The following is a 24766-nucleotide window of genomic DNA, read 5'->3' as shown; positions in this document are numbered from 1 at the left end:
TCCGTCGCCCCCTCCGGCGGTCCGATTCTGCCATGACCCCGCAAGGGGGTCAGCCGACCGCCGTTCCCGCACGCCGCCGCCGTCGTACGAGCCCCGCCACGGCCCCCGCGCACGCCACCGCGGCCAGGGCCAGCTCGCAGACCCACAGCGCGTGCCCCGACCCCTGAGGCCCCGGCGCGAGGCGGTTGAGGAAGAGGGTGCCGACGGCGGCGACGCCGATGACCTGCCCGAGCTGGGTCACGGTCACCAGCACACCGCTGGCGTCGGCGGCGTCCTGGGGCCGTACGTCCGCCAGGGCGCCCGCGAGGTTGGGGCTGAACGCGAGAGCCATACCCCCGCCGATGAGCACGAAACCCGCGTACAACACGACGCTCCCATCGCCTCCGCCCCGCAGCACGAGACCGGTCACCGTCACCCCGGCGGCCAGCACCGCGAACCCGCCGGGCACCAAGTACCGCTGGAGCCGCGCCGGCCACCGTCGCCAGGTCAGCCCGGCCGCGCCGAAGGCCACCGCGGTCGGCGCGCACATCAGCCCGGCGTGCAGCGCCGAGTAACCGAGGCCGCCCTGGAGGTGCAGGGTCAGCGTGAAGAGGAAGCCCGCGTTGGCCGCCATCACCAGCAGGATGCGCACCGCCGCCACGGCGATTCCGGGCAACCGGAGCACACGGGGCGCGATCAGGGGCGCACCCCCGCGCGCGGCGAGCCGGGTCTCGTACGCCACGAAGCCGGCGAGGACCACCGCGCAGGCGAGCAGGCAGGCCCACGTCCAGTCCGGCCAGCCCAGCTCCTGGCCGAGCACCAGCGGCACGGTCAGCAGCGTGACGGCCCCCGCGAGGAGGACCAGGCCCACCGGGTCGAAGCCGCGCGCCCGCGCCGCCCGCCGGGCCTCCCCGGTGCGCGGTTCACCCGGGAGCACTCGCGCGCCGAGCACCAGCAGGACGAGCCCGATCGGCACGTTGACCAGGAAGACGGGCCGCCAGCCCGCCCCGAACAGGTCGACACTCACCAGCACCCCGCCCACGACCTGCCCGGCGGCGGCCCCCGTGGCCAGCACCGCGCTGTAGGCACCGATCGCGCGCACCCGCGCCGCCCCGGTGAAGTGCTGCTGGATCAGGCTGAGCACCTGCGGGATCATCACCGCGGCGCCCGCACCCTGGATCACCCGGAACGCGATCAACTGGCCCGAGTCCGCCGCCAGTCCGCAGGCGAGCGAGGCCGCGGTGAAGACGGCGAGCCCGGCCAGATGCGCGCGGCCGTGGCCGAACACGCCCCCGAGCCGGGCACCGGCGACGAGGAGGACGGCGTACGAGATGGTGTATCCGGCCACCACCAGCTGCAATCCGGCCCCGGACGCGCCGAGTTCGGTACGGATCGTCGGGGCGGCGACGTTGACGATGAAGATGTCGAGCATGGCCATGAACTGGGCCGTGAGCACCACGGCGAGCAGCCGTGCGGGTGCCTTGTCAGTGGCGGGAGCTTTACTGGTGACGGAGCGTGAGGCCGTCGTCTCGGATGTCGCGGTCATGGATTCCAGGCTGGTGCCGTACGCATACGGGTAACGAGAGCCCACTGATGCTGGTACTGGCAGCACCTGGCAACGGCCGGGCGCAGCACCGACGATGGGGGCGTGACGGTGACGACACAGCGGACGGCAACGGCAACGGCACAACAGCGCACGGGCCGGAGCGGACCGGCGACGGGCAGGCGGCCGGAGCTCGCCGCCTTCCTGCGCGGCCGCCGGGCCCGGGTGACCCCGGCCGACGTGGGCATGGCCCCGGGCTTACGGCGGCGCACCCCAGGACTGCGGCGCGAGGAGGTCGCCCAGCTCTCCGGCGTCGGCGTGACCTGGTACACGTGGCTGGAGCAGGGCCGCCCGATCAACGCGTCCCCGCAGGTCCTGGACGCGGTGGCGAGGACGCTGCGGCTGGACCCCCCGGAGCGCGAGCACCTGTACGAGCTGGCGGGCGTCGCCTTCCTGCCGAAGAGGGAGTCCGACGCCTTCGAGGTCGGCGAGGAGGTCCAGGGCATCATCGACGCGCTCGACCCGCTCCCCGCCGTCGTCTACAACGCGCGTTACGACGTGCTGGCGACCAATCCGGGCTACCGGGACCTCTTCGGCATCCCCGTCATGCCGGACACCACGGTCCGCAACGCGCTGTGGTCGCTGTTCACGGCGTCCGAGGAGGACTGTCCGGTCGTGCACCGCGACCAGGAGCTGCCCCTGATGGCGGCGACCCTGCGCAGCGGCTACGGGCGCCATGTGGGCGAGCCCGCGTGGGAGTCGTTCATCGCGCAGCTGTCGGAGGCCAGCCCCTACTTCGCGAAGCTGTGGCGCAGCGGGGACGTCGTCCCGCCGGGGCGGCGTGTGAAGACCTTCCGGCACTGGGCGGTGGCCGGTGAGATACGGATGACCTCGGTGTCGCTGACCATCAACGGGCTGCCCGAGTGCCGGATCGTCACGTACACCCCGGCCGACGAGGAGAGCAGGGAGCTGCTCGCCGCGCTGCGGGCACACCGCCGGGGCACTCGGAACCAGTGACCGCACCACATGCGGAAATCCCGCCCCCTGGTGGGGACGGGATTTCCGATTGTGGAGCTAAGGAGAATTGAACTCCTGACCTCTTGCATGCCATGCAAGCGCTCTACCAACTGAGCTATAGCCCCGCTGTCCGCTGTGTTTCCCTGCGCTTCCGCGCTGCGAACAAGAAGAACTTTAGCCTGTGACCAGCCGGAAAGTGAAATCCGGCCCCCACCGCCCCGGAGGCGGCCGGCGACGGCCGGATCAGGTGTCGTCGCCGAGCACCGGCTCGGGCAGGGTGCCGGCGTTGTGCTCCAGCAGCCGCCAGCCGCGGGCGCCCTCGCCGAGCACGGACCAGCAGCAGTTGGTCAGCCCGCCCAGCCCTTCCCAGTGGTGCGCCTCCAGGCCCAGCAGCCGGCCGATGGTGGTCCGGATGGTGCCGCCGTGGCTGACGACGACGAGCGTGCCGCCGTCGGGCAGCTTCTCGGCGTGCCCGAGGACCACGGGGGCCGCCCGGTCGGCGACCTCGGTCTCCAGCTCGCCGCCGCCGCGCCGTACGGGCTCGCCGCGCTTCCACGCGGCGTACTGCTCGCCGTACCGCTCCACGATCTCCTCGTGGGTCAGGCCCTGCCAGGCGCCCGCGTAGGTCTCACGCAGACCCGCGTCGTGCACCACGTCGTGCCCGGTGATCGCGGCGAGCTCGGCTGCCGTGGCCGCGGCCCGCCGCAGGTCGGACGCGACGATCGCGTCCGGCTTCAGCGAGGCGAGCAGCCGGGCGGCCCGGCGGGCCTGCGCGACGCCGGTCTCGGTCAGCTCGATGTCCGTGGAGCCCTGGAACCGGCGTTCCAGATTCCATGCCGTCTGGCCGTGGCGCCAGAGGACGATCCTGCGGCCCCTGCCGCTGCTGCTGCCGTTCAGCTCTGCTCACCTTCCGTACCGCCGTTGAGCTGCGCGTGCTCGGCGGCCTTGCCGCGGGTCTTCACCGCGTCCTCGGGCAGGTCGAGCTCGGGGCAGTCCTTCCACAGGCGCTCCAGCGCGTAGAAGACGCGCTCCTCGCTGTGCTGGACGTGGATGACGATGTCGACGTAGTCGAGGAGGATCCACCGGGCGTCACGGTCGCCCTCGCGGCGGACCGGCTTGGCGCCGAGTTCCTTCTGGAGCCGCTCCTCGATCTCGTCGACGATCGACTTGACCTGGCGGTCGTTGGGGGCCGAGGCCAGCAGGAAGGCGTCGGTGATCGACAGCACGTCGCTGACGTCGTAGGCGATGATGTCGTGCGCGAGCCGGTCGGCGGCCGCCTGAGCGGCGGCGTTGATGAGCTCGATGGAGCGGTCAGTGGCGGTCACAAGCAGGCTTTCGTCGTCGGTCGGATAGACCCCTAGGGTCTCACGGGGAACCGCCCGCCCACGCAGCCGTATTCCGTGGCCAGCCCGCGCGCCGCGCGAGGAGGCCCGGGCCGCTCGGCTCCGGACCTCCCGCGACCGCTCCGTGGCTACTCGGGCTTGTAGTCCTGGCCGAGGAGGACGGACACGTCCGCGTTCCCGGCCGGCTTGCCCTTCTCGACCGCGCTCATCGGCAGTCCGAGGGTCTTGGCGACCTGGGTCGCCTTCTCCTTGTCGGCCGCCTCCGCGTACACCACCTGCGAGGAGGCGGCCGCGTCGGCCTTCCCGCTGTTGACGAAGGCGAAACCGCCGTTGACCAGCTTGCCCCGGGCGGACTCGGTGGAGCCGGTGTCACCGGTGGCGTTCTTGATCCCGACCCGGATCACCCCGTCCGCCGACGGCGCCTTGACCGTGCCGCCGAGGATGTCCTTGACCACGCTCTCGGTGGCCGCGTCGGTGAGGGTCCCGTCGTCCTGCACGGGCAGCAGCGCCGTCTTGTAATCGCCGATCTTGGCGTGCTCGGCCAGCTTCGCCAGCGAGGCGCCGAGGTCCTTCTCGGGCAGCGACGGGTCGAGGATCTGGGCCAGCGTCTGGACGGTGACCGTGGCCGCCTTCGGGTCGTCGGACATCTTGCGCAGCACCCCGCGCATGACCTGCCCGAACCGCATCAGCTGCTTGGCCTCGGCCTCGCCGGGCGCCCGGTACGTGGCGTACGCGACGGCCATCTGACCGCTGAGGGTCTGCGCCTCGCCCTTCTTGACCAGGTCGCCGGAGCCCTTCTTGGCACCCGGCACCGCGGTGTCGGTGTCGACCTCGATGTTGCCGACGAGGTCGACCAGGTTCTCCAGGTACGGGGTGTCGAGCCGCCAGGTCCCGCTGATGTCGGTGCCGAGCAGGGTGTCCAGGGAGTCCCGGGTCCCGGACGTGCCGTCGTCCTCGACCGACTTGCCGAGCGTCGTGGTGGTGCCGTCCTCGTCGGAGACGGCGAGGGAGTTGGGGAGCAGGACCGTGGTGCCCTGCTTGGTGGTGACGTTGTCCACGAGCAGGGCGGTGGACGTGCCGCCGGTCTTGGTGTTGTGGAGGTGGACCACGATGACGTCCCGGCGCTGCGGACCGGTCGTCGCGGTGTTCTCCTTCTCCCCGCCGGACAGGCCGGGGATCTTGTCCGCCGACCACAGGTAGCCGACGCCGCCGAGCACGGCCAGGACCCCGACGACAAGCAGCGCGACGATCCGGTTGCGGCCCCGGCGGCGCGCCTCCTCGCGGCGCTCGCTGCGGCTCTCGGTGAACTTGAGCCAGTCGATGACGTCCTCGGAGTCCTCGTCGGGCTCCTCGATGAAGGCGAACTGCTCGGTGCGGTAGTCGTCGCCCCGGCGCTGCCCGGGCACGGCCGCCTCCGGTCCCGGAGGCCGCTCGGGCTCACGGGGCGGGGCGGGCGCGGGTGCCGGGGCGGGCGCGGGTGCCGGGGCCGCGGCCTGCTGCGGAATGTTCCACTGCTGGGTCGTGTCGACCGCGGCGGGCTGCTGCCCGGTGTCGTGGACGGGCTGCTGCTGCCCGGTGTCGTACCCGTACCGGTCGTAGCCGTAGTCCTGCTGCGGGGCCTGCTGGGGCTGGGCCGCGTAGGGGTCGTACGGCTGCGGCGGCGCGGGGGGCCGCTGCTGGGCGTACGGGTCGTAGCCGTAACCCTGGCCGCCGCCCTGGGGCGCCTGGCCACCGTACGGGTCGGGCTGCTGCTGCGGCTGCTGCGCGTACGGGTCGTACTGCTGCTGCCCCGGCTGCTGGTACACCGGCTGCCCGTACTCGTCGTAGCCGATGATCTGCGGCTGCTGGTAGTACGGGTCGTACGGGTTCTGTCGGTCGTTCACCGGTGCCCCTTTCCGTGGCTCACTCGCCGCGGTACAGCTGGCGCTTGTCGATGTAGCGGACCACGCCGTCGGGCACGAGGTACCAGACCGGTTCGCCCTGGGCGACCCTCGCGCGGCAGTCCGTCGAGGAGATCGCGAGCGCGGGGACCTCCACCAGGGAGACGCCCCCCTTCGGCAGCCCGTCGTCCGTGAGCACATGGCCCGGCCGGGTCACGCCGATGAAGTGGGAGAGCGAGAACAGCTCGTCGGCGTCGCGCCAGGTGAGGATCTGGGCGAGCGCGTCGGCACCGGTGATGAAGAAGAGGTCCGCCTCGCCGTGGGCCTCGCGCAGGTCCCGCAGGGTGTCGATCGTGTACGTGGGGCCCTTGCGGTCGATGTCGCTCCGGCTGACCGAGAACTGCGGGTTGGACGCCGTCGCGATGACCGTCATCAGATAACGGTCCTCCGCCGGGGACACCTCCTTGTGGCTCTTCTGCCACGGCTGCCCGGTCGGTACGAAGATCACCTCGTCGAGGTGGAACTGGGCGGCCACTTCACTGGCCGCCACCAGGTGTCCATGATGAATCGGGTCAAAGGTCCCGCCCATCACGCCGAGTCGGCGTTTTCCGCGGCCGGTAGGCACTTCCTGCTCTCCCATGCGTGCAGAGCCTACTGGCACAGCTGTGCGCCTCTGCCTCAGCGGTCGCGGTTGAAGCGCGTGGTGATCCACAGAAGGAGGAGAAGCACGACAAAGGCACCGCCACCGGTGAGGTAGGGGCTGAGGCTTTCGTGATTGCCGCCGTGCTCGCCCTCGGCGGCGACGGTGACCAGCTGGTGTGCGGTGCTCGTGAGGCTCATCTTCGGCAGGACCTATCGATCGGGAGTCGGGGGAAGACGTCGCGGACATCGTATGCGGGTGCCCCGGGCACGCTCACGCCGACTCAGTCGTTGTTGTCGTCGTTGCGGTATCCGCGCAGCAGGAACCAGGCCAGCAGGGCGGCTCCCAGCAGGGAGGCGACCAGCACGATGCGGATCGTGTTGCCCGGCCCCTGGTCCCCGGATGCGGCGGCGAACAGAGCAACGGTGTGCGGCATGTCGGGCGTCTCCTCAGTTATCCACAGCCCCCCGCACACCGTAGCCCCAGCACCTAGGCTGGGCGGCGTCAGGGGGCGAGCGACGTCTCGTACGAACACAGGGGGCCCATGTCATGACCAGCAGCCACGAGAGCCAGGACCGCGTACCGAGCAGGCAGCGCAAGCGTTTCCCGGGGATCTCCTCCCGGGCCTACGAGCACCCCGCGGACCGCTCCGCGCTGGTCGCGCTGCGCAAGCTGAGCGGCTTCGACACCGTCTTCAAGGCGCTGAGCGGACTGCTGCCGGAGCGCAGCCTGCGCCTTCTCTTCCTGTCGGACTCCGTCCGGGTGAGCGACGCCCAGTTCGCGCACCTCAACGACATGCTCCGGGACGCCTGTTACATCCTGGACCTGGAGAAGGTCCCGCCGATGTACGTCAACCAGGACCCCAAGCCCAATGCCATGTGCATCGGGCTGGACGAGCCCATCATCGTGCTGACCACGGGTCTGGTGGAGCTGCTGGACGAGGAGGAGATGCGGGCGGTCATCGGCCACGAGGTCGGACACGCCCTGTCGGGTCACGCGGTGTACCGCACGATCCTGCTCTTCCTCACCAATCTGGCGCTCAAGGTCGCCTGGATCCCGCTGGGCAACGTCGCGATCATGGCGATCGTGACGGCGCTGCGCGAGTGGTTCCGCAAGTCGGAGCTGTCGGCGGACCGGGCCGGTCTCCTGGCCGGCCAGGACATACAGGCGTCGATGCGCGGCCTGATGAAGATCGCCGGCGGCAACCACCTCCACGAGATGAACGTGGACGCGTTCCTCGCCCAGGCCGACGAGTACGAGAAGTCCGGCGACCTGCGCGACTCGGTGCTCAAGATCCTCAACGTGCTGCCCCGCTCGCACCCGTTCACCACGGTCCGCGCCGCCGAGCTGAAGAAGTGGTCGGAGTCCCGCGACTACCAGCGGATCCTGGACGGCCACTACCCGCGCCGGGACGAGGACAAGGACACCTCGGTGACGGACTCGTTCAAGGAGTCCGCCTCGCATTACGCCGATTCGGTGCGCAACAGCAAGGATCCGCTGATGAAGCTGGTCGGCGACATCGCGGGCGGCGCCGGGGACCTGGGCGGCAAGCTGCGCGACAAGTTCACCGGCGCGGGCGGCGGCGCCAAGGGCGGTGCTACGGGCGGTGCTACGGGCGGTGCTACGGGCGGCGCCAAGGGCGGTGCTACGGAGAACCCTGAGGACTCGCAGGGGCCGTCGGCGGAAGGGAGCTGACCTCCAGCGTCCCGCAGAGCGCGGCGACGGGCCGGCCCGTGGCGTACGGGTCGGTGCCCGCCGGTGCGCGCGAGACCGCCCGCTGGCCGGCGAGCAGCGGCCGCAGGGCGCCCGAGGCGTCGGCCGGGCAGGACTGCGGGCCCGCCTGGAGATAGCTGGTCTGCACCTCCAGCCGGTGCAACCGCAGGTCCTCCCGGTCGAACCGGAAGCGCATCTCCCGCCGCACGGTGAACAGGGAGGCGCCGCCCTTCGGCTGAGGGCCCGACACGGCGGGGCGCAGGGCGTACGTGAAGGTGTGGTCCGAGACGACCTCCAGGGCGTCGGAGCCCGTCTGGGTGTAGCGCAGGGTGCCCCGGACCCGTACCTCCGGGTCCGGGGTGACCCGGACCGGGTCGAAGCGGACGAGCCAGCCGGACGCGGCGTGCTGCCCGTCGTCGTAGGGCTCGTCGACGCTGCGGTCGAACTGCTCCATCTGGTCCGGGTCGAGCAGCGCCTCCACGGGGCGCACGGCGTTCCCGCTGAGCACGTCGGGGTCGAGCGAGGAGGCGGCCAGGTAGTCCTTGACCGTGGCCAGGGCGGCGCTGACCTCGCTCTCCGAGAAGTCGGCGGTGTGCCGGGCGGGCGGCGGGCTGATGCCGTCCCGGCCCTTCGGGTAGTGCGCGGCGGGGCTGCTCGCGAAGAGGGCGGCGGGGGTGCCCGCGGGGACGGGGCCGCGCGGGGCGAGGGGGACGAGGGTCATCCGCAGCGGTTCGGGCTTCCGGGCGGCGGCCGGGGTCTCGTAGGGGTGGCTCAGGCCCATGAAGACGGCGGTGCCGAAGGCCAGGGCGATGAGGACCATCAGGGCGAGGGCGATCCGGGAGCCGTTGCGGTAGGCCCGCCCGGGCAGGCTGCGGACGGCCCGGGCGTGCTCCCCCATGCGCTCCTGGGCGGAGAATTCCTGCAGCCGGGCGGCCCGTACGAAGGACTCGTCGAAGACGAGTGAGCCGTACTCGTCGTCCGGACCGTGCGCGCTGTTCTCCGCCGGGCCGTCGGGTGGATCTCCGCGGTGTGCCATGACTTCTCCCGACTCCGTGAGAAGTCCCCTCTTCGGGCGGAGGAGGGGTCATACCTTCAGGGTGGGTCGATCACGACGACGGTAAACGCGGTGACGCCCGGCAACCACCGGGGAGTTCCACCGGACCGCCGGACGGGGGATCCGGACGCGGGACGGGTCCGGCCGGGGCGCGGGAGGTCAGGGGGTGCGCGGGACGGCGGAGACCATGGGGCGGGAGTAGTCGTCCGCGTCCGAGGGAGCGGAGCCGGGGCCGGGCCCCGGCGCGCTGTCCACGCCGGTCGAGGCGGGCGGCGGGACCTGGTCCTGCCGGTCCCCCGAGCTGTTGCGGTAGACGGCGCTGAAGGCCAGGGCGACCATGCCGACGCCCATCAGGACGGCCAGCATCCAGGCGACCGGCCGGTGCCAGCGGGCCGCCCCCCGGTACGGGCGGAGGGCGCCGCCGTGGCGCCCATAGGGCCCGTGCTCGTGGAAGTCCGCGTCCAGCGGGTCGTAGCCGTCCGGGCCGCCGTAGCCGCCCGGACCGTAGCCCTCGTCGTGCAGCTCGTCGTCGTAGGGGCCGCCGCGGCCACCGGCGTGCCGGGCGTCGGCCTCCGCGCGGGCCTCGGCCGCCGCCAACAGCCGCTCGACGGCGGTCGGTTCATGAAACTCGGCGGCCCGTACGAAGTCCTCGTCGAACACCACGGAGGCGAAGTCCTCGTCCGCGCCCCCGCGGTCGTCGTCGGGCTCCCAGCCGTTCGGATACGGCCTGCCCCCCACGTCGTCCGCCACGGTTTCAGACTAGCCCCGGCGGACCGCTTTGGGCAGGGAGACGGCGCATTCGCCTGTCACCGGGTCACCGCACATGGCCGTCGCCGGTGACGATGTACTTGGTCGACGTCAGTTCCGGCAGGCCCATGGGGCCCCTGGCGTGCAGCTTCTGCGTGGAGATGCCGATCTCGGCGCCGAAACCGAACTGGCCTCCGTCGGTGAACCGGGTCGAGGCGTTGACGGCCACCGTGGTGGAGTCGACCAGCTGGGTGAAGCGGCGGGCGGCCGCCTGCGAGGTGGTCACGATCGCCTCGGTGTGGCCGGAGGACCAGAGCCGGATGTGCGCCACGGCCGCGTCCAGCGACTCCACGACGGCCGCCGCGATGTCGTACGAGAGGTATTCGGTCTCCCAGTCCTCCGGGGTCGCCGCGACCACCGTGGCCTTGGAGCCCTCGGCGTACTCCAGCACCCGTTCGTCGCCGTGCACGGTCACGCCGGCCTCGGCCAGGGCGTCCAGGGCGCGCGGCAGGAAGGCGTCGGCGATGTCCTTGTGGACGAGGAGGGTCTCGGCGGCGTTGCAGACGCTCGGGCGCTGGGCCTTGGAGTTGACCAGGATCTCCACGGCCATGTCCAGGTCGGTCTGCGCGTCGACGTACACATGGCAGTTGCCGGTGCCGGTCTCGATGACGGGGACGGTGGACTCCTCGACCACCGTGCGGATCAGCGAGGCGCCGCCGCGCGGGATGAGCACGTCCACGAGGCCCCGGGCGCGCATCAGCTCGCGCACCGAGTCCCGGCTCTCGCCCGGGACCAGCTGCACCGCGTCGGCCGGCAGGCCGGAGCCGCCCACGGCGTCGCGCAGCACCCGCACCAGGGCGGTGTTCGACGCGAAGGCGGAGGAGGAGCCGCGCAGCAGGACGGCGTTGCCCGACTTCAGGCAGAGGGCGGCGGCGTCCACGGTCACGTTGGGCCGGGCCTCGTAGATGATCCCGACGACGCCGAGCGGCACCCGGACCTGGCGCAGGTCGATGCCGTTGGGCAGGGTCGAGCCGCGGACGACCTCGCCGACCGGGTCGGGCAGGGCGGCGACGTCCCGTACGTCGGCGGCGATGGCGCGGATGCGCTCCGGGGTGAGGGTGAGCCGGTCCACGACGGATTCGCTGGTCCCCGCCTCGCGGGCGCGCGCCACGTCCTCGGCGTTGGCCGCGAGGATGTCGCTCGTCCGTACTTCCAGCGCGTCGGCGATCGCCAGGAGCGCGTCGTCCTTGGCCGCGCGCGGAAGTGGCGCGATGTCGGCGGCGGCGGAGCGGGCCCGGTAGGCGGCCTGGGCCACGGGAGACATGTTGTCGTACGGCGAGAGCGTGGTCATGCCCGCAGAGTAGTGCGCGCCCTGCGGGCATTCCGCACGCATCCCGTGATGCGAGACGGCCGTCTCACCGGCGCGGCCGGGTCAGTACGGGTGGACGCCGACCGGGGCGGCCGGAGGCGGCCCGTATCCCTCGGCGACGCGCTGGTGGTAGGTCTCGCGGTCGATGACTTCGAGGCCGACGATCGCCCAGGGCGGCAGGCCGGCGGTGGAGCGGTGCTCGCCCCAGAGCCGCAGGGCGACGGCCGCCGCGTCGTGCAGGTCGCGGGCCTCCTCCCAGTAGCGGATCTCCGCGTGGTCGTTGGCGTAGCGGCTGGTCAGCAGGAACGGGTGGTCATGGGCGAGCTGTTCGAGTCCGCGCCTGACCTCCTTCAGCGGGAACTCGTTCCCGGAGACGCAGAGGGTGACGTGCCACAGCTTCGACGGGGCGTGCTCCTGGCCGGCCGGTCTCGGCTCCGGCCGGGCGGGGCGCTCGTCCCTCCGGTCCGCGGGTCCGCTCCCGTCGAAGCCGGCCCCCGCTCCCACACTGGTCAGGGTGCGGCCACCCGTTCCTCGGGGCGGCGCCCCCGGGCGCGCTCGTCTCACCGGCGGCCTCCTGTGATGTGTTGCTTTTGCTGTACCCCGCAGTTTCCCTGCTACAAAGTGGACCAGCCCGCGGCCCGATGTGGGGCGGTTTTCGTGAAGGTCCCGGTCCGATGGCTGGACTTTCAGCCGTTTCGGGGGCGTCAGCCGTGCAGGAGGACGAGATCGTCCCTGTGTACGACCTCGCGTTCGTAGGCGGGGCCGAGGTCCCGGGCGAGGTCGCGGGTGGAGCGGCCGAGGAGCCGCGGCATCTCCTTGGCGTCGAAGTTGACGAGCCCGCGCGCCACGGGTCGGCCCCGCAGATCGCGCAGCTCCACCGGGTCGCCCGCGGTGAACTCGCCCTCGACCGCCGCGATCCCGGCCGGCAGCAGTGAGCTGTGGCGCTCCACGACCGCCTGCACCGCCCCGTCGTCCAGGGTCAGCGAGCCGCGCGGGGTCGAGGCGTGGGCGAGCCAGAGGAGGCGGTCGGCGGAGCGGCGGCCGGTGCGGTGGAAGTAGGTGCCGGTGTCGCGGCCGGCGAGGGCGTCCGCCGCGTGGCTGGCGGAGGTGAGGACGACGGGGATGCCTGCGGCGGTGGCGATCCGGGCGGCCTCCACCTTGGTGACCATGCCGCCGGTGCCGACGCCCGCCTTTCCCGCGCTGCCGATGCTGATTCCGGCCAGGTCGGCGGGGCCGGTGACCTGGGCGACGCGGGTGGTGCCGGGGATGCTCGGGTCGCCGTCGTAGAGGCCGTCCACGTCGGAGAGGAGGACCAGCAGGTCGGCGCGGACCAGGTGGGCGACGAGGGCGGCGAGCCGGTCGTTGTCGCCGAACCGGATCTCGTCCGTGGCGACGGTGTCGTTCTCGTTGACGACGGGCAGCGCGCCCATGTCCAGGAGCTGGTCGAGGGTGCGGTAGGCGTTGCGGTAGTGGGCGCGGCGGCTGGTGTCGTTGCTGGTGAGCAGGACCTGGCCGACGCGGATGCCGTAGCGGGCGAAGGAGGCGGTGTAGCGGGCGACCAGGAGTCCCTGGCCGACGCTGGCGGCGGCCTGCTGGCGGGCCAGGTCCTTGGGCCTGCGGTGCAGTCCGAGCGGGGCGAGTCCGGCCGCGATGGCGCCGGAGGAGACGAGGACGACCTCGCGTTCGCCGCCGTCGCGGACCTTGGCCAGCACGTCGACCAGGGCGTCGACGCGGTCGGCGTCGAGGCCGCCGGCGGCGGTGGTGAGGGAGGAGGAACCGACCTTGACCACGATCCTGCGGGCTTCCGTCACGCCCTGCCTTGCCCCTGACACCCGGTCCCCCGCATTCGCTCGCTGGACCCCGCAATCTACGCGAGAGCGGAATCCGGCGCCTTCGCGTTCCGCACCGTGGAAACAGCACAGAAACCTTTTCGTCGCCTTTTGTCCCGTTCCGTGTCTGTTCGGTCTCCGGACTCGTTGGGCAGAGACACCGGGGCCGGCAGGAGGCTCCGCGGAGTGCGAACAGGATGTGATCGCATGCGCCGGCTCTCCGTTCCCGGGGCCTGGGTGCACGAGCCCACGGTCTTCCCGGACGACCGCGGCAGCTTCCACGAGTGGTTCCGGGCGGCGGATCTGGGCGCGGCGGCCGGGCACACGCTGGGGCTCGCGCAGGCCAATTTCTCCCGCTCGCGGCGGGGCACGCTGCGCGGGATCCACTTCGCGGACGTGCCGCCGGGCCAGGCGAAGTACGTGAAGTGCGTGCGGGGCGCGGTGCTGGACGTGATCGTGGACGTACGCACCGGCTCGCCCACGTACAAGCGGTGGGAGGCGGTCCGGCTGGACGACACCGACCACCGGGCGGTCTACCTCGCGGAGGGGCTCGGGCACGGCTTCATGGCGCTGACCGACGACGCGTGCGTGCTGTACCTCTGCTCCGAGGGTTACGCGCCGGAGCGGGAGCACGGCGTCGACCCGCTCGACCCGGACCTGGGCATCGCGTGGCCGGCGGACATCGCGCCGCTGCTGTCCCCGAAGGACGCCTCGGCCCCGAAGCTCGCCGAGGCCGAGGAGCGCGGGCTGCTGCCCTCGTACGCGGAGTGCGAGGCGTACTACGCGCGGCTGCGCGCGGACGGTCCGGCGGTCCCGGGGGTCCGGGCCGGCGAGCCGTCGTTCAGCCCGGCCGGCCGCTGACCGGGGCGTTCGGCGGCGAGGAGCGCGGGGAAGGCCGCGTGCAGCGCGGCACGCCAGTCGCGGACCGGGGCGATGCCGGCGGCCCGGAAGCGGTCGTGCGCGAGGACGCTGTACGCGGGCCGGGGCGCGGGCCTGGCGAAGGCGGCGCTGTCGACCGGACGGACGCGGTCCGGGTCGGCGCCCAGCAGCCGGAACACCTCGCGGGCCAGGCCGTACCAGGTCGTCGCGGAGCCGCTGGTGCCGTGGTAGACGCCCGCGGGGGCGGTGCCATCGAGCGCGGCGCGGCCGAGCAGGACCAGCCGGGAGGCGAGATCCACGGTCCAGGTGGGCTGCCCGTGCTGGTCGTCCACCACGTCGAGGGTGTCCTTGACGGCTTCCAGCCTGATCATCGTACGGACGAAGTTGGGGCCGCCCGCACCGTAGAGCCAGGCCGTCCGCACGACGTGGCCCGTGTCCGGCAGGGTCTCCAGGACCGCGCGCTCCCCGGCCAGTTTGGTGCGGCCGTACGCGCTGCGCGGGGCGGTCGGGGCGTCCTCCGGGTACGGCCGGTCCGCGTCGCCCGCGAACACGTAGTCCGTGGAGACGTGCAGCAGGACGCTGCCGTGGGTGCGGCAGGCGTCGGCGAGGACGGCGGGTCCGGTGCCGTTGACGCGCAGCGCCTCGGACTCCCGGCTCTCCGCGTCGTCCACGGCGGTCCAGGCGGCGCAGTTCACGACGACGGCGGGCCGGTGGGCGTCGAGGACGGCGCGGACCTGCGCCGGGTCGGCGATGTCCAGGGCCTCGCGGTCCGCCGCGACGACGGTGGCGCCCTCGCGGGCCAGGGCGGTCGTCAGGTCCCGGCCGAGCATGCCGCCGGCCCCGGTGACCAGCCAGCGCGGCCTCACAGGGCGGCCCTCTCCTTGAGCGGTTCCCACCAGGAGCGGTTCTCGCGGTACCAGCGGACGGTCTCGGCGAGGCCGGCCGCGAAGTCCTTGCGGGGCGCGTAACCCAGCTCCTCGCGGATCTTCGTGCAGTCGACGGAGTAGCGGCGGTCGTGGCCCTTGCGGTCCTCGACGTGCACCACGTCGGTGTCCCAGTCGGCGTCGCACGCCTCCAGGAGCAGCCGGGTGAGCTCCTTGTTGGAGAGTTCGGTGCCGCCGCCGATGTTGTAGACCTCGCCGGGGCGGCCCTGGGTGCGGACGAGCTCGATGCCTTGGACGTGGTCGTCGATGTGCAGCCAGTCGCGGACATGGCCGCCGTCGCCGTACAGCGGGACGGGCAGTCCCTCCAGGAGGTTGGTGACGAAGAGCGGGATGACCTTCTCGGGGAAGTGGTGGTGCCCGTAGTTGTTGGAGCAGCGGGTGACGCGGACGTCGAGGCCGTGGGTGCGGTGGTGGGCGAGGGCGATGAGGTCGCCGGACGCCTTGGACGCGGAGTACGGGGAGTTGGGCGCGAGGGGTTCGTCCTCGGTCCAGGAGCCCTCCTCGATGGAGCCGTAGACCTCGTCGGTGGAGACGTGGACGAAGGTGCGGACGCCCGCCTCGTGCGCGGCGTGGACCAGGGTGTGGGTGCCCATGACGTTCGTACGCACGAAGGCGGCGCCGCCGTCGATGGAGCGGTCCACATGGGACTCGGCGGCGAAGTGCACCACCTGGTCGTGTCCGGCCATGAGCCGCCCCACCAGCTCCGGGTCGCAGATGTCGCCGTGCGCGAAGGCGAAGCCCGGGTGGCCCCGGACCTCGTCCAGGTTGGCCGGGTTGCCCGCGTAGGTGAGGGCGTCGAGCACGGTGACGGAGACGTCGCCGGGGCCGTCCGGGCCGAGCAGCGTACGGACGTAATGGGAGCCGATGAAGCCGGCGCCTCCGGTGACGAGGATGCGCGTACCGGTCATGAGGAGATCTGCACCTTGCTGTGGTCGCCGAGGACGAGTCGGTGGGCGGAGGGGCTGCGGGGCGCGGGCGTCACCTCGACGTCGTGGCCGATCAGCGAGGCCTCCACGCGCCTCACCCCGTCGATGGAGGCGCCCCCGAGGACGATGGAGTACTCGATCTCGCTGTCCTCGATGCGGCAGTTCTGGGCGACCGAGGTGAAGGGGCCGACATAGGCGTCGCTGATCACCGACCCGGTCCCGATCACAGCGGGCCCGACGATCCGGCTGCGGGTGACCCGGGCGCCCGGCTCGATCAGCACCCGGCCGATGATCTCGCTCTCGCCGTCGACGTAGGCGCCGTCGGTGCACGGCTCGACGCTCTCCAGGACGGTCCGGTTGACCTCCAGCATGTCGGTGACGTTGCCGGTGTCCTTCCAGTAGCCGCGGATGATGGTGGAGCGCACGTCGCGTTCGCGGTCGATGAGCCACTGGATGGCGTGGGTGATCTCCAGCTCGCCGCGCCAGGAGGGGCGGATCGAGCGGACGGCTTCGTGGACGGCCGGGGTGAAGAGGTAGACGCCGACGAGCGCGAGGTCGCTCTTGGGGTGCTCCGGCTTCTCCTCCAGGGCCACCACCCTGCCGTCCCCGTCCAGCTCCGCGACGCCGAACGAGGTCGGGTCGGGCACCCGGGTCAGCAGGATCTGCGCGTCGGGCCGGTCCGCGCGGAACTCCTCGACCAGGTCCGCGATGCCGCCGACGATGAAGTTGTCCCCCAGGTACATCACGAAGTCGTCGTTGCCCAGGAAGCGCTGGGCGACCAGGACCGCGTGGGCGAGGCCGAGGGGCTCGGCCTGCGGGATGTAGGTGACATCGATGCCGAAGCGCGAACCGTCGCCGACCGCCGCGCGGATCTCCTCCTCGGTGTCGCCCACGATGATGCCGACCTCGGTGATGCCGGCCTCCGCGATGGCCTCCAGGCCGTAGAAGAGCACCGGCTTGTTGGCGACCGGGACCAGCTGTTTCGCCGAGGTATGGGTGATGGGACGAAGCCGGGTGCCGGCCCCACCGGAAAGTACGAGAGCCTTCACAGTTTCCTGCCCCCACGATGAGATGTGACGGCGGCCGCCAGGGCCGCTACCTAGGGGACCTTACTGAGCTTCCCTCACATCTTCCGCGACAAAACGTCCATTAACGCTATATCAGGGGAAAAGTGACGGCCCCCCGTAACCCGGACCGCCCCGCCGTACGCGAAGGGCCCGGCGCCGTCCTCGTGGAGCGGTGCCGGGCCCTTCGTACGGCCGTGCTTACGGGTGGCGCAGGCGCCAGCCCTGCCAGGCGGACTCGATCATCTCGTCCACCCCGTACCGCGCCGACCAGCCCAGCTCCTCGCGGATGCGGTCGGCGGAGGCGATCACCCGGGCCGGGTCGCCGGGGCGGCGGGCGGAGACCTCGACGGCGGCGTCCTCGTTGCCCGTGACCTTGAGGATGCGGTCGACCATCTCGCGCACCGAGCTGCCCTCGCCGCGGCCGATGTTCAGCGTGAGGTCCGTACCGGCCTCGGCCTCCTCCAGCCGGCGGGCGGCGGCGAGGTGGGCGGAGGCGATGTCCTCGACATGGATGTAGTCGCGGACGCAGGTGCCGTCGGGCGTGTCGTAGTCGTCGCCGAAGATGCGCGGGGCCTCGCCGGCCTCCAGGCGCTCGAAGACCATCGGGACCAGGTTGAAGACGCCCCCGTCGGCCAGCTCCGGCGACGCGGCGCCCGCCACGTTGAAGTAGCGCATCGAGGCGGCGCGCAGCCCGTGGGCCTTGGCGGCGGCGTGGATCATCCACTCGCCGATCAGCTTGGTCTCACCGTACGGGCTCATCGGCGCGCACGGCGTCGTCTCGGTGACGAGGTCGACGTCGGGCATGCCGTAGACGGCGGCCGAGGAGGAGAACACCAGCCGGCCGACGCCCGCGGCGACCATGCTCTCCAGCAGGACCTCCAGGCCGGTGACGTTCTCCTTGTAGTAATGGAGAGGCCGCTCGACGGACTCGCCGACCTGCTTCTTGGCCGCGATGTGCACCACACCGGTCACCCCGTGCTCGCGGATCGCCGCGTCCAGGGCCTCGCGGTCGAGGACCGTGCCGGTCACCAGGGGAACGCCCTCGGGCACCTTGTCGGCGCTGCCGGTCGACAGGTCGTCGAACACGACCACCCGCTGACCACCGGCGAGCATCGCGCGCACCACGTGCGCGCCGATGAACCCCGCCCCACCCGTAACCATCCAGGTCATGTCGTGCGTCTCCTGTCAGCTGCTGTGCCCCGTCGGCGTTCCACCCTACGTGGAAGGCCCGAGGCACCCCCCGGGTGCGGCCGGGGCGATCAATTACGCTGTCCGGGTGCCGGACGCCGACCACTGTCGCACGGTCCGACCGCACCCCTCGTGAAGCCCCTGCGGACAGCCCTCTGGAACTGGTGGACGATGCCTCGACTGACACTCATCGTGCCTGCGTACAACGTGCAGGGGTACATCGGGGAGTGTCTGGACTCCGTGCTCGGGCAGGACTTCGCCGACGTCGAGGTCATCGGCGTCGACGACTGCTCCCCGGACGGTTCCGGTGCGATCCTCGACACATACGCGGCCCGCGACGACCGGCTGCGTGTGCTGCACCTCACGGAGAACGTCGGCCTGGGCCGTGCGCGCAACGCCGGGCTCGAACAGGCGACCGGTGACTACGTCCTCTTCCTGGACAGCGACGACACCCTGGCACCGGGCTCGCTCTCGGCCATCGCGGCCCGGCTCGACGCGACCGGCGACCCGGACATCCTGGTCTACGACTACACCCGGACCTACTGGGACGGGCGGCTGCTGCGCAACAAGCGCACCGACCTGATGACCGAGGACGGCCCGGCCGTCTTCTCGCTCGCCGAGCGCCCGCAGCTCCTGGACCTGCTCCAGATCGTGTGGAACAAGGCGTACCGCCGCGACTTCGTCACCCGCCACGGCTTCCAGTTCCCGCCCGGTTACTACGAGGACGCGCCGTGGACGTACAGCTCGCTCATCGCGGCGGAGCGCATCGCGGTGCTCGACCGCTCCTGCGTGATGTACCGGCAGCGGCGTGAGGGCGGCAACATCCTGCGCACGGTCAGCCGGAAGCACTTCGACGTCTTCGACCAGTACGACCGGGTGTTCGCGTTCCTGGACGGGCGGCCGGACCTCGACTCCTGGCGCCCGGCGCTGTTCCGGAAGATGGTCGACCACTTCCTGACCGTGCTGGAGAAGCCGGGCCGGCTGCCGCGCAACGCGCGCGCCGAGTTCTTCCACCGGGCCGCGAAGGACTACCGGGCGCGGCTCCCGGAGGGCTTCGAGCGGCCGGCGGGCGGGCGCGGCTACAAGTACGCGCTGCTCGGCGTCGACTCGTACTCCGCGTTCTTCGGTCTGACCCGCGCCAACAACGTCCGCCACCGCGCGCGGCTGGGCGGGCAGGCCCGTATCGGCCGGGCCAAGCGGGCGGCCCTCGGCATGTTCTACCGGTCACAGCTGCGGATGCCGGTGGACGAGAACCTGGCCGTGTTCTCCGCGTACTGGGGCCGGGGCTACTCCTGCAACCCGGCCGCCATCGAGGCCGAGCTGGGCCGGCTCGCGCCGCAGGTGCGCCGGGTCTGGGCGGTGCGCTCCGAACACCGCGACCGGGTGCCCAAGGGCGTCGAGAAGGTGATCGTCGGCTCACGCGAGTACTGGGCGGTGATGGCCCGCGCCAAGTACCTGACGAACAACGTCAATTTCGGCGACACCATCGTCAAGCGCGAGGGGCAGATCCACCTCCAGACCCACCACGGCACCCCGCTGAAGACGATGGGGCTCGACCAGGCGCAGTACCCGGCGTCCACCAGCATGGACATGGAGAAGCTTCTCCGCCGGTGCGACCGCTGGGACTTCAGCCTGTCCTCCAACCGGTTCTCCACCACCGTCTGGGAGCGGGTCTACCCCTGCCGGTACACCACCCTGGAGACCGGCTACCCGCGCAACGACGTGCTGGTCAACGCCACCGCGGCGGACGTCGTGGCGGCCCGGCGGGAGCTCGGCCTCGCGGACGGCACGACCGCCTTCCTGTACATGCCGACCCACCGCGAGTACGAGAAGTCGTTCGCGCCCCGGCTCGACCTGTCGAAGCTGGCCGAGGACCTGGGCCCGGACGTCACCCTGCTGGTGCGCGGGCACTACTTCTACAAGCCCACCGGCCGGCTCGCCGAGCTCCAGGCCGGCGGCCGGATCATCGACGTCTCCGCCCACGGCGATGTCGAACAGCTCTATCTCGCCGCCGACGCCCTGATCACCGACTATTCCTCGGCGATGTTCGACTACGCCAACCTGGACCGGCCGATCGTCATCCACGCGGACGACTGGGAGACCTACCGGGTGGTGCGCGGCACCTACTTCGACCTGATGGCCGAGCCCCCGGGCGCCGTCGCGACGACCCAGGAGCGGCTGACCGGGATCCTGGGCTCGGAGGAGTGGCGGGACGAGAAGGCGGCGGCGCTGCGCGCGGCGTTCCGGGAGCGGTACTGCGACTACGACGACGGGCGGGCCGCCGAGCGCGTGGTGCGCAAGGTGTTCCTGGGCGAGGAGGCCCTGCTGCCGGTGGTCCCGCTCGCCGAGCGCACCCCGGTCCCCTCCCCCGCCGAGGCGCCGGCCCAGGTCTGAGGTTCCCTCAACGAAACGACCGCGGGCCCGGCCCCTTTCCGTCATCCGGAAGGGACCGGGCCCGCGGTCGTTCTTCGCGGCCTACGAGAACGGGTCGAAGTCCCGGTACTCCTCGGCGACCTCGTCCCGCTCCGCCTCGCGGTCGCGGCGGCGCTGAGCGGCCGGACGCGGCTCCTCAAGGCGGTGGTCCTCGCCACGGCGGCCCAGCATCTCCGCACCGGCGGTCACGGTCGGCTCCCAGTCGAAGACGACCGCGTTGTCCTCGGCGCCGATCGCCACGCCGTCGCCCGCCCGGGCGCCGGCCTTGCGCAGCTGGTCCTCGACACCGAGCCGGGCGAGCCGGTCCGCGAGGTAGCCGACGGCCTCGTCGTTGTTGAAGTCGGTCTGGCGCACCCAGCGCTCCGGCTTCTCGCCGCGCACCCGGTAGATGCCGTCCTCCTCCAGGGTGACGCTGAACCCGGCGTCGTCCACGGCCTTGGGCCGGATGACGATGCGGGTGGCCTCCTCGACCGGCTTGGCGGCGCGCGCCTCGGCGATGATGCCGGCGAGGGCGAACGACAGCTCCTTGAGCCCGGTCCTGGCGACGGCGGACGCCTCGAAGACGCGGTAGCCGCGCGCCTCCAGGTCGGGGCGGATCATGTCCGCCAGGTCCTGGCCGTCCGGGATGTCGATCTTGTTGAGGACGACGATGCGGGGCCGGTCCTCAAGACCCCCGTACAGCTTCAGCTCCTCCTCGATCATGTCGAGGTCGGAGACCGGGTCGCGGTCGGACTCCAGCGTCGCCGTGTCCAGTACGTGGACGAGCACCGAGCAGCGCTCGACGTGGCGCAGGAACTCCAGGCCGAGGCCCTTGCCCTGGCTGGCGCCCGGGATCAGGCCCGGGACGTCGGCGATGGTGTAGACGGTCTCGCCGGCGGTGACCACGCCCAGGTTCGGGACGAGGGTGGTGAAAGGGTAGTCCGCGATCTTCGGCTTCGCCGCCGAGAGGACCGAGATCAGCGAGGACTTGCCGGCGCTCGGGTAGCCCACGAGGGCCACGTCGGCGACGGTCTTGAGCTCCAGGACGATGTCCCGGGCCTCGCCGGGCTCGCCGAGCAGCGCGAAGCCGGGGGCCTTGCGGCGGGCGGAGGCCAGCGCGGCGTTGCCGAGGCCGCCGCGGCCGCCCTGGCCCGCGACGAAGGTGGTGCCCTGGCCGACGAGGTCGGCGAGCACATTGCCCTGGCGGTCGAGGACGACGGTGCCGTCCGGGACGGGCAGGACCAGGTCCTGGCCCTCCTTGCCGGTGCGGTGGTCGCCGCCGCCGGGCTGGCCGTTGGTGGCCTTGCGGTGGGGGTGGTGGTGGTAGTCGAGGAGCGTGGTGACGGACTGGTCGACGACCAGGGTCACATCGCCGCCGCGGCCGCCGTTGCCGCCGTCCGGACCGCCGAGCGGCTTGAACTTCTCACGGTGAACGGAGGCACAGCCGTGGCCTCCGTTACCCGCGGCGACATGCAGTTCGACGCGGTCCACGAAGGTGGTCATGGATGGAACCTCCAGTTGCATACCTGCGGAAAAACTTCGCTCGCCCCCGTAAGGGCAACACGCGAAAGGCGGACCCACTTCCCCTCTCGGGAAGTGAGGTCCGCCTCCACGTCATACCGCTCTACGAGCGCCGGGTATTCAGCCGGCGATCGGAACGATGTTCACGACCTTGCGGCCACGGTGCGTGCCGAACTCGACCGCACCGGCGGCGAGGGCGAACAGCGTGTCGTCGCCGCCACGGCCGACGCCCGTGCCCGGGTGGAAGTGGGTGCCGCGCTGGCGGACCAGGATCTCACCGGCGTTGACGGCCTGGCCGCCGAAGCGCTTCACGCCGAGCCGCTGAGCATTGGAATCGCGCCCGTTCCGGGTGGACGATGCGCCCTTCTTGTGTGCCATGTGTTCTCAGTCCCTTACTTCGCAGCCGCGGGAATACCGGTGACCTTGATCGCCGTGTACTGCTGGCGGTGACCCTGGCGACGGCGGTAGCCGGTCTTGTTCTTGTAGCGAAGGATGTCGATCTTCGCGCCCTTGTGGTGGTCCACGACCTCGGCCTGGACCTTGATGCCGTCGAGCACCCACGGGTCGCTGGTCACGGCGTCGCCGTCGACAACGAGCAGGGTAGAGAGCTCTACCGTGTCGCCAACCTTGGCGGTGGAAATCTTGTCAACCTCAACGATGTCGCCGACAGCAACCTTGTGCTGGCGGCCACCGCTGCGCACGATGGCGTACACGCGGATCTCACTCTCACTCGAAGCGGAAACCTCTGAAGCCAGCCGCTCGCACGGGTCCGGGGACCCATGACGATCCGGAGTGGACGAGCGGCCTCTCCCGTACGAGCGGGAGGTGGGTGCTCAGAGGTGTGGCGAACAAACGCCGACGGTCAAGGCTACGGGGCCCGGCACAGCCGGTCAAACCGGGCCCGTCCCCTCAGACCTCGGCGCTCCTGACGTACTCGGCGTACGCGTCCCTGATGCCGTCCTCGGACAGGTTCAGGTGCTCCAGGATCGTGTACCGGCCCGGCCGGGTCTTCGGCGCGAACGCCACCACCCGGACGAACTCGTCCACGTCGAAGCCCATGTCCTCGGCGGTGACCGGCAGCCCGTGGCGCCGCAGCACCCGGGTCATGCGTACGGACTCCTGGACGGCGCCGCGCAGATGCATGGCGAACGCCGCGCCGAGCCCGCACTGCTCGCCGTGGCTGGCGGCCCGCTGCGGGAAGAGCAGGTCGAAGGCGTGGTTGATCTCGTGGCAGGCGCCGGAGGCCGGGCGGCTGTCACCGGCCACCGACATCGAGATCCCGGTGAGCACGAGGCCCTCCGCCAGCACCTGGAGGAACGCGTCGTCGCCCAGGCTGCCGGGGTGGCGCAGCACGGCCTCGCCGGCCTGCCGGGCCATCGCGGCGGCCAGGCCGTCGATGTCCTCGCCGTTGACCCGGTGGGCCAGCTCCCAGTCGGCCACGGCCGAGATGTTGGACAGCGCGTCCCCGATCCCGGACCGCACGAAGCGGACGGGGGCCTCGCGGATGACGTCGAGGTCGATGACGACCGCGATCGGGTTCGGCACACCGTACGAGCCCCGGCCCGCGTCGTTGTCCAGCGTCGCGACCGGGGAGCACAGCCCGTCGTGGGACAGGTTCGTCGCCACGGCGACCAGGGGCAGCCCGACGCGCGCCGCGGCGAACTTGGCGCAGTCGATGATCTTGCCGCCGCCGAGCCCGACCACGGCGTCGTAGCGCCCGGACTTCATGGCCTCGGCGAGCTTCACGGCGTCGTTCAGCGTGCCGCCGCCCACCTCGAACCAGGAGGCGCCCGGCAGGCTGTCCGAGAGCCGTTCCCGCAGGGCCCGGCCGGAACCCCCGCTGATCGCGACCGCCAGCTTGCCGGAGCCGGAGATCCGCTGGTCGGCGAGGACGCCCGCCAGATCCGCGAGGGCCCCGGCCCTGATGTCGACGACGACCGGCGCGGGTATCAGCCGGGTCAGTACTGGCACGCGATCTTCCTGCCCTTGGCCAGGTCCTCGTGGTTGTCGATCTCGACCCACTTCACGTCGCCGATCGGCTCCACGTCGACCTTGAAGCCGCGGTTGACGAGCTCCTGGTAGCCGTCCTCGTAGTAGAGGTCCGGGTCGCGCTCGAAGGTGGTCTTCAGCGCGTCGGCCAGCTCCTCGGCCGCCTCGCCCTCGATGAGGGTGACGCCGATGTACTCACCGGTGGCCTCGGCCGGGTCCATCAGCTTGGTGATGCGCTGAACGCCCTTGCCGTCCTCCACCACGACCTTCATCTCCTCGTCGGCGAGGGACTTCACCGTGTCGAGGGCGAGGATGATCTTCTTGCCGTCGCCGCGCGCGGCCAGCAGGGTCTTCTCGACGGAGACGGGGTGCACGGTGTCGCCGTTGGCGAGGATGACGCCGTTCTTGAGGGCGTCCCGGCCGCACCACAGGGAGTAGGCGTTGTTCCACTCCTCGGCCTTGTCGTTGTCGATCAGCGTGATGCTGACGCCGTACTTGGCCTCCAGCGCCGCCTTGCGCTCGTACAGGGCCTCCTTGCGGTAGCCCACGATGATCGCGACCTCGGTCAGGCCGACCTCGGCGAAGTTGCCGAGCGTCAGGTCGACCACGGTCAGGCTCTCCTCGTCGCCCTCGGGGCCGACGGGCACGAGCGCCTTGGGCAGCGTGTCGGTGTAGGGGCGCAGACGACGTCCGGCGCCGGCGGCCAGAATCATGCCGATCATGGGG

The 24766-nt window shown here is 71.7% G+C and carries 25 protein-coding genes and 1 tRNA gene; 4 read left to right on the top strand and 22 right to left on the bottom strand.

What is annotated here, in order from left to right; translation table 11 throughout:
• Positions 1 to 49: 49 nt before the first annotated feature.
• The gene (locus tag ACIQZN_RS07075) at positions 50 to 1525 is read right to left on the bottom strand and encodes an MFS transporter (RefSeq protein WP_403989121.1); all 1476 of its coding nucleotides are present in this window, start codon (positions 1523 to 1525) and stop codon (positions 50 to 52) included.
• 102 nt (positions 1526 to 1627) lie between these two features.
• Here ACIQZN_RS07075 and ACIQZN_RS07070 point away from each other — a divergent pair, with 102 nt between their 5' ends.
• Positions 1628 to 2539, top strand: coding sequence for a helix-turn-helix transcriptional regulator (locus tag ACIQZN_RS07070; RefSeq protein WP_403989119.1), 912 nt, complete (start codon positions 1628 to 1630; stop codon positions 2537 to 2539).
• 52 nt (positions 2540 to 2591) lie between these two features.
• Here the strand turns inward: ACIQZN_RS07070 and ACIQZN_RS07065 are convergent.
• From ACIQZN_RS07065 to ACIQZN_RS07035, 7 genes are all read right to left on the bottom strand, one after another.
• Positions 2592 to 2664 (bottom strand) — tRNA-Ala (locus ACIQZN_RS07065).
• A 118-nt stretch (positions 2665 to 2782) separates the two neighbouring features.
• Positions 2783 to 3436, bottom strand: a complete 654-nt coding sequence (locus tag ACIQZN_RS07060) for a histidine phosphatase family protein (protein ID WP_403989185.1) — start codon at positions 3434 to 3436, stop codon at positions 2783 to 2785.
• Positions 3433 to 3864: a ribosome silencing factor gene (gene rsfS, locus ACIQZN_RS07055; RefSeq protein WP_018103223.1), complete on the bottom strand. Its 432-nt coding sequence runs from the start codon at positions 3862 to 3864 to the stop codon at positions 3433 to 3435. The genes ACIQZN_RS07060 and rsfS overlap by 4 nt, the downstream gene beginning before the upstream one ends.
• A 146-nt stretch (positions 3865 to 4010) precedes the next feature.
• Positions 4011 to 5765 (bottom strand): LCP family protein, encoded by a 1755-nt coding sequence (locus ACIQZN_RS07050; protein ID WP_403989116.1) that lies wholly within the window; start codon positions 5763 to 5765, stop codon positions 4011 to 4013.
• Positions 5766 to 5784: 19 nt separating this feature from the next.
• Positions 5785 to 6402 carry a nicotinate-nucleotide adenylyltransferase gene (nadD, locus tag ACIQZN_RS07045; protein WP_403989114.1) on the bottom strand — a complete coding sequence of 206 codons (618 nt, stop codon included), beginning with the start codon at positions 6400 to 6402 and terminating at the stop codon, positions 5785 to 5787.
• A gap of 38 nt (positions 6403 to 6440) precedes the next feature.
• Positions 6441 to 6602, bottom strand: a complete 162-nt coding sequence (locus ACIQZN_RS07040) for a hypothetical protein (protein WP_018518201.1) — start codon at positions 6600 to 6602, stop codon at positions 6441 to 6443.
• Between the two features lie 83 nt (positions 6603 to 6685).
• On the bottom strand, positions 6686 to 6838 hold the full coding sequence (locus ACIQZN_RS07035) for a hypothetical protein (protein WP_185992685.1): 153 nt from the start codon (positions 6836 to 6838) through the stop codon (positions 6686 to 6688).
• A 113-nt stretch (positions 6839 to 6951) separates the two neighbouring features.
• On the opposite strand from ACIQZN_RS07035, the gene ACIQZN_RS07030 reads away from it, so the two are divergent.
• A complete protein-coding gene (locus ACIQZN_RS07030) occupies positions 6952 to 8097 on the top strand; it encodes a M48 family metallopeptidase (RefSeq protein ID WP_403989111.1) in 1146 nt (381 codons plus the stop codon).
• Here ACIQZN_RS07030 and ACIQZN_RS07025 read toward each other — a convergent pair.
• The 5 genes from ACIQZN_RS07025 to proB form a co-directional block, all read right to left on the bottom strand.
• A complete protein-coding gene (locus ACIQZN_RS07025) occupies positions 8048 to 9151 on the bottom strand; it encodes a hypothetical protein (protein WP_403989109.1) in 1104 nt (367 codons plus the stop codon). The genes ACIQZN_RS07030 and ACIQZN_RS07025 overlap by 50 nt on opposite strands.
• Positions 9152 to 9328: 177 nt before the next feature.
• On the bottom strand, positions 9329 to 9919 hold the full coding sequence (locus ACIQZN_RS07020) for a hypothetical protein (protein WP_403989107.1): 591 nt from the start codon (positions 9917 to 9919) through the stop codon (positions 9329 to 9331).
• A gap of 64 nt (positions 9920 to 9983) precedes the next feature.
• On the bottom strand, positions 9984 to 11267 hold the full coding sequence (locus ACIQZN_RS07015) for a glutamate-5-semialdehyde dehydrogenase (RefSeq protein WP_403989105.1): 1284 nt from the start codon (positions 11265 to 11267) through the stop codon (positions 9984 to 9986).
• A gap of 81 nt (positions 11268 to 11348) precedes the next feature.
• Positions 11349 to 11849 (bottom strand): hypothetical protein, encoded by a 501-nt coding sequence (locus ACIQZN_RS07010; RefSeq protein WP_073863506.1) that lies wholly within the window; start codon positions 11847 to 11849, stop codon positions 11349 to 11351.
• Positions 11850 to 11989: 140 nt separating this feature from the next.
• Positions 11990 to 13096 (bottom strand): glutamate 5-kinase, encoded by a 1107-nt coding sequence (gene proB / locus ACIQZN_RS07005; RefSeq protein ID WP_403989103.1) that lies wholly within the window; start codon positions 13094 to 13096, stop codon positions 11990 to 11992.
• Between the two features lie 225 nt (positions 13097 to 13321).
• Between proB and rfbC the strand changes: the two genes are divergently transcribed.
• Positions 13322 to 13975, top strand: a complete 654-nt coding sequence (gene rfbC / locus ACIQZN_RS07000) for a dTDP-4-dehydrorhamnose 3,5-epimerase (protein ID WP_376451426.1) — start codon at positions 13322 to 13324, stop codon at positions 13973 to 13975.
• Here the strand turns inward: rfbC and rfbD are convergent.
• The 4 genes from rfbD to galE all read right to left on the bottom strand — a co-directional run bounded on the left by rfbD (position 13894) and on the right by galE (position 18100).
• Positions 13894 to 14859, bottom strand: coding sequence for a dTDP-4-dehydrorhamnose reductase (rfbD, locus tag ACIQZN_RS06995; RefSeq protein WP_403989100.1), 966 nt, complete (start codon positions 14857 to 14859; stop codon positions 13894 to 13896). The genes rfbC and rfbD overlap by 82 nt on opposite strands.
• Positions 14856 to 15845 (bottom strand): dTDP-glucose 4,6-dehydratase, encoded by a 990-nt coding sequence (gene rfbB / locus ACIQZN_RS06990; protein ID WP_403989098.1) that lies wholly within the window; start codon positions 15843 to 15845, stop codon positions 14856 to 14858. The genes rfbD and rfbB overlap by 4 nt, the downstream gene beginning before the upstream one ends.
• Entirely contained in the window at positions 15842 to 16912 is a 1071-nt protein-coding gene (locus ACIQZN_RS06985; RefSeq protein ID WP_073863510.1) for a glucose-1-phosphate thymidylyltransferase, read from the bottom strand. The genes rfbB and ACIQZN_RS06985 overlap by 4 nt, the downstream gene beginning before the upstream one ends.
• Before the next feature lie 216 nt (positions 16913 to 17128).
• Positions 17129 to 18100, bottom strand: a complete 972-nt coding sequence (gene galE / locus ACIQZN_RS06980; RefSeq protein WP_403989096.1) for a UDP-glucose 4-epimerase GalE — start codon at positions 18098 to 18100, stop codon at positions 17129 to 17131.
• 189 nt (positions 18101 to 18289) lie between these two features.
• Between galE and ACIQZN_RS06975 the strand changes: the two genes are divergently transcribed.
• The gene (locus ACIQZN_RS06975) at positions 18290 to 20512 is read left to right on the top strand and encodes a CDP-glycerol glycerophosphotransferase family protein (RefSeq protein WP_403989094.1); all 2223 of its coding nucleotides are present in this window, start codon (positions 18290 to 18292) and stop codon (positions 20510 to 20512) included.
• An 81-nt stretch (positions 20513 to 20593) separates the two neighbouring features.
• Here the strand turns inward: ACIQZN_RS06975 and obgE are convergent, their stop codons facing one another.
• The 5 genes from obgE to ACIQZN_RS06950 form a co-directional block, all read right to left on the bottom strand.
• Complete coding sequence (gene obgE / locus ACIQZN_RS06970) at positions 20594 to 22033, bottom strand: GTPase ObgE (protein WP_403492589.1); 1440 nt, start codon at positions 22031 to 22033, stop codon at positions 20594 to 20596.
• Positions 22034 to 22171: 138 nt separating this feature from the next.
• The gene (rpmA, locus tag ACIQZN_RS06965) at positions 22172 to 22429 is read right to left on the bottom strand and encodes a 50S ribosomal protein L27 (RefSeq protein ID WP_018103204.1); all 258 of its coding nucleotides are present in this window, start codon (positions 22427 to 22429) and stop codon (positions 22172 to 22174) included.
• A gap of 14 nt (positions 22430 to 22443) precedes the next feature.
• Positions 22444 to 22764 carry a 50S ribosomal protein L21 gene (gene rplU / locus ACIQZN_RS06960; RefSeq protein ID WP_014045903.1) on the bottom strand — a complete coding sequence of 107 codons (321 nt, stop codon included), beginning with the start codon at positions 22762 to 22764 and terminating at the stop codon, positions 22444 to 22446.
• A 196-nt stretch (positions 22765 to 22960) separates the two neighbouring features.
• The gene (locus ACIQZN_RS06955) at positions 22961 to 24022 is read right to left on the bottom strand and encodes an iron-containing alcohol dehydrogenase family protein (protein WP_403989091.1); all 1062 of its coding nucleotides are present in this window, start codon (positions 24020 to 24022) and stop codon (positions 22961 to 22963) included.
• Complete coding sequence (locus tag ACIQZN_RS06950) at positions 24010 to 24762, bottom strand: sugar phosphate nucleotidyltransferase (protein ID WP_403492591.1); 753 nt, start codon at positions 24760 to 24762, stop codon at positions 24010 to 24012. Before ACIQZN_RS06950 ends, ACIQZN_RS06955 begins: the two co-directional genes overlap by 13 nt.
• Positions 24763 to 24766: the final 4 nt, after the last annotated feature.

Origin of the sequence: Streptomyces sp. NPDC097595 (genome assembly GCF_044761525.1) — a bacterium.
In the GTDB taxonomy this organism is placed as follows: Bacteria; Actinomycetota; Actinomycetes; order Streptomycetales; family Streptomycetaceae; genus Streptomyces; species Streptomyces drozdowiczii_A.
This window is presented reverse-complemented; position numbering and strand designations above follow the sequence as displayed.

Coding starts and splice junctions, on each gene's coding strand:
- ACIQZN_RS07075 (WP_403989121.1), bottom strand. CDS start 1,525: ATGACCGCGACATCCGAGACGACGGCCTCACGCTCCGTCACCAGTAAA.
- nadD (WP_403989114.1), bottom strand. CDS start 6,402: ATGGGAGAGCAGGAAGTGCCTACCGGCCGCGGAAAACGCCGACTCGGC.
- ACIQZN_RS07040 (WP_018518201.1), bottom strand. CDS start 6,602: ATGAGCCTCACGAGCACCGCACACCAGCTGGTCACCGTCGCCGCCGAG.
- ACIQZN_RS07035 (WP_185992685.1), bottom strand. CDS start 6,838: ATGCCGCACACCGTTGCTCTGTTCGCCGCCGCATCCGGGGACCAGGGG.
- ACIQZN_RS07030 (WP_403989111.1), top strand. CDS start 6,952: ATGACCAGCAGCCACGAGAGCCAGGACCGCGTACCGAGCAGGCAGCGC.
- ACIQZN_RS07025 (WP_403989109.1), bottom strand. CDS start 9,151: ATGGCACACCGCGGAGATCCACCCGACGGCCCGGCGGAGAACAGCGCG.
- ACIQZN_RS07015 (WP_403989105.1), bottom strand. CDS start 11,267: ATGACCACGCTCTCGCCGTACGACAACATGTCTCCCGTGGCCCAGGCC.
- rfbC (WP_376451426.1), top strand. CDS start 13,322: ATGCGCCGGCTCTCCGTTCCCGGGGCCTGGGTGCACGAGCCCACGGTC.
- rfbB (WP_403989098.1), bottom strand. CDS start 15,845: ATGACCGGTACGCGCATCCTCGTCACCGGAGGCGCCGGCTTCATCGGC.
- galE (WP_403989096.1), bottom strand. CDS start 18,100: ATGACCTGGATGGTTACGGGTGGGGCGGGGTTCATCGGCGCGCACGTG.
- ACIQZN_RS06975 (WP_403989094.1), top strand. CDS start 18,290: ATGCCTCGACTGACACTCATCGTGCCTGCGTACAACGTGCAGGGGTAC.
- obgE (WP_403492589.1), bottom strand. CDS start 22,033: ATGACCACCTTCGTGGACCGCGTCGAACTGCATGTCGCCGCGGGTAAC.
- rpmA (WP_018103204.1), bottom strand. CDS start 22,429: ATGGCACACAAGAAGGGCGCATCGTCCACCCGGAACGGGCGCGATTCC.
- ACIQZN_RS06950 (WP_403492591.1), bottom strand. CDS start 24,762: ATGATCGGCATGATTCTGGCCGCCGGCGCCGGACGTCGTCTGCGCCCC.